Source organism: Bradyrhizobium sp. Crot121 (assembly GCF_059512385.1).
Genome location: NZ_JCAMOR010000003.1, coordinates 338,345 through 350,018, shown reverse-complemented (window position 1 = coordinate 350,018; position 11,674 = coordinate 338,345). Strand labels below are relative to the sequence as shown.

Genomic DNA, 11,674 nt, shown 5'->3' with positions numbered 1-11,674 from the left:
CGGGAGACCGACGATGTCGGCTGAACTATTCTCGGTATTTTACCAATTCGCCGACGTCTTCGCGTTTCTGATCCTCTCGGCGGCAGGTCTTGCGATCGTGTTCGGCATGATGGGCGTCATCAACATGGCGCATGGCGAGTTCATCATGTGCGGGGCCTATGTGACGGTCGGACTTGTGAAGCTCGGCGTCCCGCTTGCCATTGCGCAGGGGCTTGCCGCGGTGACGGCTGGATTGATCGGGGTTGCCGTCGAATACCTCATTGTTCGTCGGCTATATAAGAGACCGCTGGATTCCTTGCTCGCCACCTGGGGACTCAGCCTGATCGTCACGCAATCGATGCTGCTGTTCGTGGGATCGTCGGTCACGGGGATCGGCACGCCGGAGGGCAGCTTTGCGATCGGCGGCTACACATTCTCGACTTATCGACTCGTGCTGTTCGCGTGTGCGGTCGCTGTGCTGATCGGTCTCTATGTGATCTTCATGAAGACACGATTCGGCGTGATGGCGCGCGCGACGATGCAGAATGCCGCGATGGCAAAGGCGTTGGGTGCGCGCACCGGGCGGATCTACGCAATCAGTTTCGGCATCGGCGCCGGGCTCGCCGGTCTTTGCGGTGCGCTTTACGCGCCGACGATGACGCTGATTCCGACGATGGGTGCTACGTTCGTGGTGGAGAGTTTCGTCACCGTCGTGGTCGGCGGGGCAAATGTCCTGCTTGGTACCGCGCCGGCCGCCGTGTTCCTGGCGATGATTCGAATGGCCCTCAATGCAAGCTATGGGCAGATCATCGGCCAGATCGGCATGCTGTTTGCAGTGATCCTGATCATCCGTGTCTTGCCCGAAGGCCTTTCCAGCGTGCTGGTCCGTCGCGGACGCTAAGCGGGGGTGTGATGTTCAAACTGCTAGATGGTCCGCAGACCTTGGGACGTGGATGGACGTTCTGGTCCTGCTTTCTCGCCGTGCTGGCAGCCGCGTTGATCTATCCGGTCTTCGCGGACTCCTACGATGTCGGCAACTTCTCCTACTTCCTGATCTGGGTTTTCATGGCGCTCGGCCTCTGCCTGATGTGGGGCTATGGCGGCATGCTGTCGTTCGGCCAGACATTCTTCTTCGGCATCTCCGGTTATGCCTATGGCGTATTGGCCATCAACATGGGCGGAGGTTCGACGACGATCGCAGCGCTGGTGCTGTCGGTGCTCATCGCCATGATCGCGGCAGGAATCCTCGGTTATTTCATGATCTGGGGCGGCATCAGCGGCATCTTCTTCGGCATCGTGACGCTGTCGGCGACGCTGGTGCTGGCGTTCTTCCTTGGACAGACCGCCGGGCCGGAATGGCACATCGGCACTGCGCGGCTGAACGGCTTCAACGGCATGAAGGGCATGGACCCGCTCACCGTCGGCGATTTCTACATCGAGGGATCCGCGCTGTACTACGTAATGGTTGCGCTGATCGTGATCGTCTACATCGCGCTGCGCATGCTGGTGAACTCGCGCATCGGCAACGTGATAGTTGCGACGCGCGAGAACCCGCAGCGCGCCGAGATGCTCGGCTACGACGTCCGCAAGTATCAATTGCTTACATTCGTCATCGGGAGCGGGCTCGCCGGCCTCAGCGGCGCCCTTTATACGTCCTGGGGGCAGTTCATCACCCCATCGAGCATCGGACTGCCGGCCGCCGCCATGCCGATCGTGTGGGTCGCATTCTCCGGACGAAGCGATCTGACGGCGACGCTGGTCGGCTCGTTCCTGCTGCTGTTCGGCTTCCAGACCATCACTGTCTATAGCCAGCAGGCTGCGCTCGTGCTGATGGGTACGCTTCTGCTCGCCACCGTGATGCTGGCGCCGCAGGGTTTTGTGCTCGGTGTCGGCAAGCTCGTGGTCGATCGCTGGACCGGGCGCCGGCGGCGTGACGCGAATTCCACTCTGGCGGACACCGGTCGCCTGCAATCGGATGAGGCCTGACATGGCACTTGTCGATGTGAAGGGCGTGACTAAACGCTTTGGCGGATTGACGGCGGTCTCCGACGTCGATCTGACTATCAATGCCGGGGAGGTTCATTGCCTGATCGGCCCCAACGGCGCCGGCAAGAGCACGCTGTTCAAGCTGATCGTCGGCCTCTATCCGCCGACCAAAGGCAGCATCTTCTTCGACTCCATCGATATCACCGAGGAGCGCCCCTTTGCGCGTGTGCAGCGGGGCATGAGCATCAAGATGCAGGCGCCGAGCGTGTTCAAGGAGCTGCCAGTCCGGCAGAATATCCAGATCGCGCTGCAGGGGCGCCTCTCGGGCGCGGAGCGCGACGTTGAGGAGGAGCGGCTGCTCACGCTTCTTGATCTTGCGTCGGACAGCGGCAAATTGGCCGGTGCTCTTTCGCACGGCCAGCAGCAGTGGCTCGAAATCGGCATGGCGCTGGCGCTGCAGCCGCAGCTATTATTGCTGGACGAGCCGACCGCCGGCATGTCGCCGGAGGAGACGTTCAAGACCGGGGAGCTCATCAAGTCGTTCAATGCCGAGAGCATGACGATTCTCGTCGTCGAGCACGACATGGCATTTGTGCGGCAGATTGCGCAACGCGTGACCGTGCTGCATCTCGGCAAGATCTTCGCGCGAGGCAGTCTCGAGACGATCATTCAGGACGAGAAGGTCGCTGAAATCTACCTTGGTAAGACGCATGCCCACTGATCGGATTCTGGACGTATCGGAACTCTGGGCGGGCTACGGCGCCACGCCGATCCTGCAGGGCGTGAGCATGTCGGTGTCCCGCGGCGAGATCGTCGGCGTGATCGGCCGGAACGGCGTCGGCAAGTCGACGCTGATGCGGTGCCTGATCGGGCTTCTGGAGACGTGGCGCGGCACGATCACCTTCTTAGGTGAGGATGTGACCCAGTTGCAGGCCGACGCCCGGGCGCGCGCCGGCTTCGGTTACATCCCGCAGGGACGGGATGTGTTTCCGCAGATGAGCGTCGAGGAAAACCTGCAGGTCGGCGAACTGATCGGCGGACCAGAGGGCAAGAAGCTGCCCGAGCTCGTCTACGAGTATTTTCCACGGCTGAAGGAGCGGCGACGGCAGGTTGCGGGGACCATGTCGGGTGGCGAGCAACAGCAACTTGCGATCGGCCGGGCTCTGATCGGAAATCCGACCTTGATGATCCTCGACGAGCCGTCCGAGGGTATCCAGCCGTCGATCGTGCAGCACATCTGCGACGCGTTGAAATCGTTCCGGGCTGAGTTGGGGACGACGATCGTTTTCGTCGAACAGAATCTCGACACGATCCTGGAGATCGCCGAGCGCTGCTACATCATGGAAAAAGGCAAGATCACGCGGTCGCTGGCCGGCGAGGACGTCAACGCAGACAATGTCCGCGCGCAACTGCTGTTATGAGCCTCACCTTTGCAGGAGCGCGCCTTGTTCATGAACGCGTCATTTGAAATCAAAATGATCAGGGAGGGAGACGAACATGGATTTAGGTCTTAAAGGAGCCAACGTTCTCGTCACGGGCAGCACCAAGGGCATCGGCAGGGCGATCGCAGAGACCTTCGCCGCTGAGGGCGCCAATGTCGGAATTTGCGCGCGCAATCAGGCGGACGTGGACAGCACGGTCGCCGCCCTCAAGGCAAAGGGCGTTGCGGCGTTTGGCGGTTCGGTCGATGTATCCAATGGTGCGGCACTCAAGGCCTGGGTGAGCAACATGGCATCGAAGCTCGGCGGCATTGATGTCGTCGTCGCCAATGTCAGCGCCCTTTCCATAGGGCAGGACGAGGAAAGCTGGGAGAAGGAATTCTCCACCGACATGATGGGAACGGTCCGCCTGGTGAATGCCGCGATGCCATATCTGGAAAAGAGCGGCGCTCCTGCGATCGTGACGATCTCCAGCGTGTCGGGACGCGAGGTCGATTTTGCGAGCGGCCCCTACGGCACTTTCAAGGCGGCGATCATCCACTATACGCAGGGCCTGGCCTATCAGCTCGCCGCGAAGGGCATACGCGCCAATTCCGTGTCTCCGGGCAACACCTATTTCGAGGGCGGTGTCTGGAACATGATCAAGGACAGCAATCCCGAACTGTACAAGAGTGCGCTGGCGCTCAATCCGACAGGACGGATGGGCACGCCACAGGAGATGGCGAATGCCGTCGTGTTCCTTGCGAGCCGGGCGGCCAGCTTCATCACGGGAACTAACCTTGTCGTGGACGGTGCCTTGACACGAGGCGTGCAGTTCTAGGTAGGCGCGGCGGAATTCGAATGAAAGGTCCCGACGCCGGAGCGTCCGGTGCTGGCGCGCGAGCGCATTCCCGATGACAACAGGAACTCGACATGTCTGCGGATCAACTGCACTACAAGTCCATATCTGAACTGTCCGAATTGTTTCGCCGCAAGGAGGTGTTGCCTTCGGAGGTCACTGAAGCAACGTTGAACCGCATCGACAAGCTCGATGGAGGCTTGCACGGATATGCCGTCGTCCTCGCGGAGCGGGCCATGGCGCAGGCAAGGCAGCATGACAGCGAGATCGCCAAGGGCATTTGGCGCGGCCCGCTTCATGGCGTTCCGATCGGTCTGAAGGACCTGTGCTACACGACATTTGCGCCGACGGCGGGCGGCACCAAGGTTCATGCGACGTTCGTGCCGTCCTTCAATGCGACGATCGTTGATCGGCTCGAGCGCGCCGGCGCGGTCACGCTCGGAAAGCTCAAGATGACGGAAGGCGCCTATACGAGCCATCATCCTGATGATCAGGCCCCGCTCAATCCCTGGAATGCGGACTATTGGGTCGGCTCCTCATCGACCGGATCGGGCGTCGCCACCTCCGCCGGTCTCTGCTACGGATCGATCGGAAGCGACACCGGCGGTTCGATCAGATTTCCTTCGGCGACCTGCGGGTTGACGGGGATCAAGCCGACATGGGGCCGGGTGAGCCGATACGGGATTTTCCCATTGGCGGACTCGCTCGATCATATCGGACCGATGTGCCGAAGTGCTGCGGACGCCGCAGCGATGCTGGGCGTCATCGCAGGCGCTGATGTCAACGACCCGACGGCTCTGCAGGCTCCCGTTCCGAATTATCTGGCCCGAATCGGCGATGGCGTACGCGGCCTCAGGATCGGGGCGGATCGCAAATACACGCAGGAAGGAATCGACCCGCAGGTCGTGGCGGCCTTGCTGGAGGCCGAGCGCACGCTGGTGGAGCTCGGTGCCGAAATCCGTGAGGTTCGATTTCCCTCCTACGAGAAACTCGTCAGCCTATGGATCCCGATGTGCTCGGTCGAGACGGCGGAAGCGCACCTGGAGACCTATCCAGCACGCAGATCGGAATACGGTCCGGACCTTGCGCAGTTGATCGAGCAGGGCAGGTCGGTCAACGGTGTCGAAATCGCGGCTATTCATCATGAGCGCCTCAAGTTCTGCGGCAGCCTGGCAGCATTGTTTGGGGATATCGACCTTTTGCTCATTCCGACGATGCCGGTGCCGATTCCGACCCTTGCGAAGATGAGTGAGTATGGCGCCGATCCGAATGTGTTGTTGAGCATCCTGCGCTTCACCGCGGTGTTCGACTTCAGTGGAAGTCCGACCATTACGCTCCCCATGGAGATGGCGTCGGATCGGATGCCGTTGAGCATGCAACTGGTCGGCCCGCATCTGTCTGAGGATGTGCTTGCTCGCGCAGCCCATGCTTTCCAGTCCACGACGGACTGGCATACCCTGCGGCCGCCGATTGGATGACCCTGGCCGGGACCGGCCTATTGCGTGAAGAAGAGCACGCCGGCGATAGCGCCCGACAGCGCAATCGCCGCGATCGTCGCGGTGGTCGACAGGACACCCATCGCTCGCAGCGCGCAGGCGAAGATCATGATTAGAGGCGTCGCGGTGACGAGGCCGACCTGCGCGTCGCTCATGGTTCCAACTCCGATTCGTAGCAACTCGATGCCGCCCGTCTTCGCGCGACCGTGCGGACCCGGACCCTACGCGGCGGCCTGCACCCGTCTTTGTCCCGCGACAAAGATCGGGGCTGTCATCCCCGATAGCGATCCCAGGAACGACCCCGCCCGGAGGATCCATGTCGGCTCAAGATTGCGAAGTGCAGGAAAGCGGCCTGCTGGCTGAACTCCCCGGCGATCCCATGATCTGGGTCCTGATCTTCAGCGAATTCGCTGTCTTCGGCCTGCTGCTGGGCGCGTTCGCGGTCGCCCGCGCCATCAACCCCGCCGTCTTCGCCTCCGGCCAGGCCGTCCTGGATCCAGGCCTCGCGGCCCTCAACACCTTGGTGCTGGTGACCAGCGGGTGGGCCGCGGCACGTGGCGCGGCGGCCGCTCGCGCGCGTGCAGCGGCAGCCTGCCGTCGCTGGCTGCTGCTCGCGATCACGCTTGGAGGCGTGTTCGTCGCGATCAAGCTGCTCGAATATGCAGGCGAGATCGCGACCGGTGTGGAACTGGAGACCAGCACGTTCTTCACGCTGTATTTCCTGCTGACCGGCTTCCACCTGCTGCACGTCGTGCTCGGCATGGTGATCCTCGCAATGGTTCAGCGCGGTGCGGAAGGGGACGCGGTCGAGACCGGAACGTCGTTCTGGCACATGGTCGACCTGGTCTGGATCCTGATGTTTCCGATCATCTACCTGGTGCGCTGAATGATGGCCCGTCATCCGCTCGACACGACCCTGATCCTCCTGATTGGCCTCGCGATCGCGACGCTGATCGCTTCCCGAAGCGTGCCGATTGCATGGCTCGGCAATATCGTCGTGCTCGGGCTCGCGGCCCTGAAGGGGCGATGGATCCTGCTCGACTTCCTCGGACTTCGCTCCGTGCCCGCGATCTGGCGCGGACTGATCACCGCTTGGGTGCTCGCCGTCGCATCGCTCGCCTGGGCGGCCTCCGTCGCCAGATTGCTGATCTGAGGCGTCGAATGTGGCGCTGGTTGCTCCAGCACAAAGAACCGACGGGAGTGCTGCGTAGATTGGCCGGGCGCTCGCACCATCAACAAGAACGGGAAAGGATAGGTGATGGCTGAACGCCTCACGAAAACGGCTGCCCGAAACGTCTTCTACGGGGGGTCCGCCTTCTTCTTTGCGATCTTCCTCGGCCTGACGGCCCATAGCCACTACTACATGGTGAACACCTCGACCAACACCTCGACGCTGAGGGATTCGGTCGCGCGCGGCAAACATGTCTGGGAGAAGAACTCTTGCATCAACTGCCACACGCTGCTCGGCGAGGGCGCCTATTTCGCGCCTGAGGTCGGCAACGTGTGGGATCGCTGGGGCGGCAAGGAAGATCCGGCCGCGGCAAGGGACATCCTGAAGTCGTGGATGCAGTCGCAGCCGTCAGGCGCGCCCGGCCGGCGGCAGATGCCGCAATTCAACCTGACCGACCAGGAACTCAACGATCTCGCCGACTTCCTGCAATGGACCAGCACCATCAAGCGCCAGGACTGGCCGCCCAACAAGGCCGGATGAGCACCGCGTCCCGACAGCCCTTCAACAAGAGAGCTTTTCGATGAAGTACCAGACCCAGAAAGTCGCGATGCTGTATTTCTACGGCGCGCTGACGCTTTTCCTTGCCCAGGTCATCTTCGGCCTGCTTGCAGGCACGATCTACGTCCTGCCGAACACGCTTTCGGTCCTCCTGCCCTTCAATATCGTCAGGATGATACACACCAACGCCCTGATCGTGTGGTCGCTGATCGGCTTCATGGGCGCGACCTATTACCTGCTGCCGGAGGAGACCGAGACCGAGCTCTTCAGTCCGCTGCTCGCCAAGATCCAGTTCTGGATGTTCTTCGGCGCCGCGGGCGCCGCGGTCGTCGGCTATCTCTTCCACTACCATGAGGGGCGTGAATTCCTCGAGCAGCCCTTCATTATCAAGGTCGGCATCGTCGTCGTCTGCCTGATGTTCCTGTTCAACGTGACGATGACGGCGTTGAAGGGGCGCAAGACCACGGTGACGAACATCCTGTTGTTCGGCCTGTGGGGCGTTGCGATCTTCTTCCTGTTCGCGTTCTACAATCCAGCAAATCTCGCGGTCGACAAGATGTACTGGTGGTACATCGTGCATCTGTGGGTCGAGGGCGTCTGGGAGCTGATCATGGCCTCCGTGCTCGCCTTCCTGATGATCAAGCTCAACGGCATCGACCGCGAGGTGGTCGAGAAGTGGCTCTACGTCATCATCGGCCTGGCGCTGTTCTCGGGCATCCTCGGCACCGGCCACCACTTCTATTGGATCGGCGCGCCGGGATACTGGCAATGGATCGGCTCGCTGTTCTCGACGCTGGAGGTCGCGCCCTTCTTCACCATGGTGATCTTCACCGTGCAGATGACCTGGAAGGCTGGACGCAAGCATCCGAACCGCGCGGCGCTGCTGTGGTCCGTCGGCTGCTCCGTGATGGCGTTCCTCGGCGCAGGCGTGTGGGGCTTCCTGCACACCCTGTCCTCGGTGAACTATTACACGCACGGCACCCAGGTGACCGCCGCACACGGGCATCTCGCGTTCTTCGGCGCCTATGTGATGCTGAACCTCGCGGTGATGGCCTACGCGATCCCGGAGATCCGCGGCCGCGCGCCCTACAACCAGTGGCTCAGCATGGCAAGCTGCTGGATCATGTGCACGGCGATGCTGACGATGACCTTCGCGCTGACCTTCGCCGGCGTCGTCCAGGTCCATCTGCAGCGCGTGCTCGGCCAAGGCTACATGGAAGTGCAGGACCAGCTCGCAATGTTCTACTGGGTCCGTCTCGGCTCCGGCGTGTTCGTCGCGATCTCTGCGCTGATGTTCGTCTGGGCCGTGCTGGTGCCCGGACGTGAGAAGCGGTCCTTCGCCGGCGGAGCGCTGCAGCCCGCCGAGTAAAGCAACGCGGCGGCCGCGCGCGTCGCGGCCGCCATTCCCTCGATGTCCCGGAGAACCATCATGAAATCCGTCTTTCAGGCTGTGGCAGGCCCCGCTTCGGAGATTCCGGCTTATGCGCCAAGCGGAAACGAGTGCGCTCTGTTCGAGCACGCGTGGCGTCACCGCCTGCCGGTGCTGCTGAAAGGCCCGACCGGCTGCGGCAAGACCCGCTTCGTGGCCCACATGGCCGCACGCCTCGGCATCCCCTTGCATACCGTCGCCTGCCACGATGACCTCACCGCGGCCGATCTCACCGGCCGCTACCTGCTCAAGGGCGGCGACACGGTCTGGACGGACGGTCCTCTGACCCGGGCGGTGCGCGAAGGCGGCATCTGTTATCTCGACGAGGTGGTGGAAGCCCGCAAGGACGTGACGGTGGTGCTGCATCCATTGACGGACGACCGCCGGATCCTTCCGCTGGAGCGCACCGGCGAGGAGCTTGTCGCGCCGCCAGGCTTCATGCTGGTCGTCTCCTACAATCCCGGCTACCAGAGTCTGCTGAAGGCATTGAAGCCGTCGACACGGCAACGCTTCGTTGCCATCGAGTTCGACTTTCTGCCGCCGGAGCAGGAGATCGCCGTCGTATCGGCGGAAAGCGGGCTTCCACCGGATCGCGTGCGGCCGCTGGTGCAGCTCGCCGGACGTCTGCGCGCGCTCAAGGGACATGACCTGGAGGAGGGTGTCTCGACGCGCCTCATCGTCTACTCCGCCACCCTCGTCGCCGCCGGTGTTTCCGTCACCGAGGCCGTCCTCGCCGGCATGATTGAGCCGTTGACTGATGATAACGACGTCAAGGCCGCGCTGGTGGAGGTCGCACGGGCCGTCATTGGATAGGTGAGCGTCGATGCTGGATTTTCTCGAGCTGGAGGAGACCGTCGGCCGTGCGTGGCATCGCCTGGTCGGCGCGACCGCGTCCTATCCGGTTCACGCCGATCACGCGGTCGCACTCTCCGAGATGCAGGGACAGATCGCCGTCATGTTCCGCGCGCTCGGCGGCGAGGCGGGCGTCGCGCTCGCCGGCGCGGGCGCCCGCAAATCCGGACACCGGCTCGCCTGGAGGCAGCGGATTGGCCTCGGTGACGAATCCCTTGCCCATCCCGGACGGGACGCGGCGACCGTGTTCCTGCCAGAGCGCATCGCCCTGTTTCCGGATCGCGCCCTGAACGCGGCGCTGTATCGTTGGCTCGCTGCCTGGTTTGCCACCGTGCCGCTGGAGGCGATAGACGAGACCGATCCGCTGCGGCGCGATCTCCTCATCCTACGTCGCGCCCGTGCCACGGCCGCCATGGTCGCCGCTCGATTTCCCGGACTCGCAGACTCCTACACACGACTGGCTGCGGCAGTGGTATCCGCCCGGCCGCAGCGGCCATTGCCTCGCGTGGAGCGCGAGGTCGAACAGATCGTGCTCGCGCTCCTTGGCGCCGCGGCTCCGCCACGAGGGGACCTGTGGTTTTCGCTGATCGGCGAGAACGCGTTGCCGGAACGCGCGCCGCCCGGATATCGCCCGGTGCTGCCGTGTCCGTTGTGGGGCGATTGCTGGACCCACGACCTCGCCCAGATATCTCAAGATCAGGACGATGTCTCGCACGACGCCCAGGCGGACGCGCCGGACTCGCGAAAGCGCTTTGCGACCCGCGAGCGGGAGAACGGAGCCGACAAGAGGGATCCGTTCATCCTCAACCGGTTCGAGAAGATCCTGGCTATGGCGGAGATGGTGAACGTTGATCGCCCCTCCGACGACACCGAGGACGAGAATGCGCGCAAGGCGGCCGACGATCTGGAAGAACTGTCGATCGGGCGGCGCAGCGGAAAACCTGCGACGAAGCTGAAGTTCGATCTCGACCTGCCGCCGGAAGCGGTCGACCCCTCGCGGCTGGACGGCGAGCGGCTGTACCCGGAATGGGATTATCGCGGCCGCATCTATCTGCAGGACCACTGCCGCGTGTTGACGGCGCATGCGAGCCAGACCGGCGAAAGCTGGGCGGCCGACCAGGCCACGCGCCGCCGCATCCGCCAGGTGCGGCGCCAGTTCGAGGCGCTGCGGCCTCGCCACGAGCTCGCGCGGGCACAGCCCGACGGGCACGATCTCGACATCGACGCGCTGGTCCGTGCGCGTTGCGATCTCCGTGCCGGCAGCGGCACGCTCGATCGCGTTCACCTCGCGATGCGGCCGCAAGGTCACGATCTGGCGGTGACGCTGCTCGTCGACGTATCGCTCTCGACCGACGCCTGGGTCGATGGGTACCGCGTCCTGGACGTGGAGAAGGAAGCGTTGCTTGTCCTGGCGCACGGACTGTCGGCCTGCGGCGATCACCACAGCATCCTGACCTTCACCTCGCGCCGTCGCTCCTGGGTGCGGCTCGAGACCGTCAAAGCGTTCGGAGAGCCAATGAGTGCGCAGGTCGAGCGGCGCATCGGGGCACTCAAGCCCGGATACTACACTCGCATCGGCGCGGCAGTGCGCCACGCCGCGTCGGAACTTGCGGCCCAGCCGCAGCGAAAGAAATTGCTGATCGTTCTCACCGACGGCAAGCCGAACGACGTCGACCATTATGAGGGGCGTTTCGCCATCGAAGACACCCGCAAGGCCGTCCAGGAGGCGCGCCGGCTCGGCGCCGCAGTCTTCGGCGTCACGATCGATGCGACCGCCCAGAGCTATTTTCCGACGCTGTTCGGGCGCAGCGGCTACGCAATCGTCGGCAACATCCGGCGCCTGCCAGCCGCCTTGCCGGCGCTCTACCGCCAGCTGACGCAATAGTTAGAGCGCGATGACCTTTGTTTGAATCGGGGTGATTGCGC

Annotated in this window: 13 protein-coding genes; 12 read left to right on the top strand and 1 reads right to left on the bottom strand. The window is 63.2% G+C overall.

What is annotated here, in order from left to right:
* Window positions 1–13 precede the first annotated feature (13 nt).
* The 6 genes from AC5ZGW_RS05795 to AC5ZGW_RS05770 all read left to right on the top strand — a co-directional run bounded on the left by AC5ZGW_RS05795 (window position 14) and on the right by AC5ZGW_RS05770 (window position 5,720).
* Complete coding sequence (locus AC5ZGW_RS05795; RefSeq protein WP_130223974.1) at window positions 14–880, top strand: ABC transporter permease subunit; 867 nt, start codon at window positions 14–16, stop codon at window positions 878–880.
* 11 nt (window positions 881–891) lie between these two features.
* A complete protein-coding gene (locus AC5ZGW_RS05790) occupies window positions 892–1,965 on the top strand; it encodes a branched-chain amino acid ABC transporter permease (protein WP_130223976.1) in 1,074 nt (357 codons plus the stop codon).
* Window position 1,966: 1 nt separating this feature from the next.
* Window positions 1,967–2,686: an ABC transporter ATP-binding protein gene (locus tag AC5ZGW_RS05785; RefSeq protein WP_130223978.1), complete on the top strand. Its 720-nt coding sequence runs from the start codon at window positions 1,967–1,969 to the stop codon at window positions 2,684–2,686.
* On the top strand, window positions 2,676–3,386 hold the full coding sequence (locus AC5ZGW_RS05780; protein WP_130223980.1) for an ABC transporter ATP-binding protein: 711 nt from the start codon (window positions 2,676–2,678) through the stop codon (window positions 3,384–3,386). Before AC5ZGW_RS05785 ends, AC5ZGW_RS05780 begins: the two co-directional genes overlap by 11 nt.
* Window positions 3,387–3,462: 76 nt before the next feature.
* Complete coding sequence (locus AC5ZGW_RS05775; RefSeq protein ID WP_130223982.1) at window positions 3,463–4,224, top strand: SDR family NAD(P)-dependent oxidoreductase; 762 nt, start codon at window positions 3,463–3,465, stop codon at window positions 4,222–4,224.
* 92 nt (window positions 4,225–4,316) lie between these two features.
* Entirely contained in the window at window positions 4,317–5,720 is a 1,404-nt protein-coding gene (locus AC5ZGW_RS05770; protein ID WP_130223984.1) for an amidase, read from the top strand.
* A gap of 17 nt (window positions 5,721–5,737) precedes the next feature.
* Here AC5ZGW_RS05770 and AC5ZGW_RS05765 read toward each other — a convergent pair whose 3' ends face one another.
* Window positions 5,738–5,893 (bottom strand): hypothetical protein, encoded by a 156-nt coding sequence (locus AC5ZGW_RS05765; protein ID WP_165435078.1) that lies wholly within the window; start codon window positions 5,891–5,893, stop codon window positions 5,738–5,740.
* Window positions 5,894–6,054: 161 nt separating this feature from the next.
* Here AC5ZGW_RS05765 and AC5ZGW_RS05760 point away from each other — a divergent pair, with 161 nt between their 5' ends.
* The 6 genes from AC5ZGW_RS05760 to AC5ZGW_RS05735 all read left to right on the top strand — a co-directional run bounded on the left by AC5ZGW_RS05760 (window position 6,055) and on the right by AC5ZGW_RS05735 (window position 11,633).
* The gene (locus tag AC5ZGW_RS05760; RefSeq protein ID WP_130223986.1) at window positions 6,055–6,624 is read left to right on the top strand and encodes a cytochrome c oxidase subunit 3; all 570 of its coding nucleotides are present in this window, start codon (window positions 6,055–6,057) and stop codon (window positions 6,622–6,624) included.
* Window positions 6,625–6,891, top strand: a complete 267-nt coding sequence (locus tag AC5ZGW_RS05755; RefSeq protein WP_349645053.1) for a cytochrome C oxidase subunit IV family protein — start codon at window positions 6,625–6,627, stop codon at window positions 6,889–6,891.
* 105 nt (window positions 6,892–6,996) lie between these two features.
* Window positions 6,997–7,449, top strand: a complete 453-nt coding sequence (locus AC5ZGW_RS05750; RefSeq protein WP_130223988.1) for a c-type cytochrome — start codon at window positions 6,997–6,999, stop codon at window positions 7,447–7,449.
* 40 nt (window positions 7,450–7,489) lie between these two features.
* Window positions 7,490–8,836, top strand: coding sequence for a cbb3-type cytochrome c oxidase subunit I (locus AC5ZGW_RS05745; protein WP_130223990.1), 1,347 nt, complete (start codon window positions 7,490–7,492; stop codon window positions 8,834–8,836).
* Window positions 8,837–8,896: 60 nt separating this feature from the next.
* A complete protein-coding gene (locus AC5ZGW_RS05740) occupies window positions 8,897–9,709 on the top strand; it encodes a CbbQ/NirQ/NorQ/GpvN family protein (protein ID WP_130223992.1) in 813 nt (270 codons plus the stop codon).
* A 10-nt stretch (window positions 9,710–9,719) separates the two neighbouring features.
* Complete coding sequence (locus AC5ZGW_RS05735) at window positions 9,720–11,633, top strand: nitric oxide reductase activation protein NorD (protein WP_130223994.1); 1,914 nt, start codon at window positions 9,720–9,722, stop codon at window positions 11,631–11,633.
* Window positions 11,634–11,674 lie beyond the last annotated feature (41 nt).

Coding starts and splice junctions, on each gene's coding strand:
- AC5ZGW_RS05795 (WP_130223974.1), top strand. CDS start 14: ATGTCGGCTGAACTATTCTCGGTATTTTACCAATTCGCCGACGTCTTC.
- AC5ZGW_RS05790 (WP_130223976.1), top strand. CDS start 892: ATGTTCAAACTGCTAGATGGTCCGCAGACCTTGGGACGTGGATGGACG.
- AC5ZGW_RS05785 (WP_130223978.1), top strand. CDS start 1,967: ATGGCACTTGTCGATGTGAAGGGCGTGACTAAACGCTTTGGCGGATTG.
- AC5ZGW_RS05780 (WP_130223980.1), top strand. CDS start 2,676: ATGCCCACTGATCGGATTCTGGACGTATCGGAACTCTGGGCGGGCTAC.
- AC5ZGW_RS05775 (WP_130223982.1), top strand. CDS start 3,463: ATGGATTTAGGTCTTAAAGGAGCCAACGTTCTCGTCACGGGCAGCACC.
- AC5ZGW_RS05770 (WP_130223984.1), top strand. CDS start 4,317: ATGTCTGCGGATCAACTGCACTACAAGTCCATATCTGAACTGTCCGAA.
- AC5ZGW_RS05765 (WP_165435078.1), bottom strand. CDS start 5,893: ATGAGCGACGCGCAGGTCGGCCTCGTCACCGCGACGCCTCTAATCATG.
- AC5ZGW_RS05760 (WP_130223986.1), top strand. CDS start 6,055: ATGTCGGCTCAAGATTGCGAAGTGCAGGAAAGCGGCCTGCTGGCTGAA.
- AC5ZGW_RS05755 (WP_349645053.1), top strand. CDS start 6,625: ATGATGGCCCGTCATCCGCTCGACACGACCCTGATCCTCCTGATTGGC.
- AC5ZGW_RS05750 (WP_130223988.1), top strand. CDS start 6,997: ATGGCTGAACGCCTCACGAAAACGGCTGCCCGAAACGTCTTCTACGGG.
- AC5ZGW_RS05745 (WP_130223990.1), top strand. CDS start 7,490: ATGAAGTACCAGACCCAGAAAGTCGCGATGCTGTATTTCTACGGCGCG.
- AC5ZGW_RS05740 (WP_130223992.1), top strand. CDS start 8,897: ATGAAATCCGTCTTTCAGGCTGTGGCAGGCCCCGCTTCGGAGATTCCG.
- AC5ZGW_RS05735 (WP_130223994.1), top strand. CDS start 9,720: ATGCTGGATTTTCTCGAGCTGGAGGAGACCGTCGGCCGTGCGTGGCAT.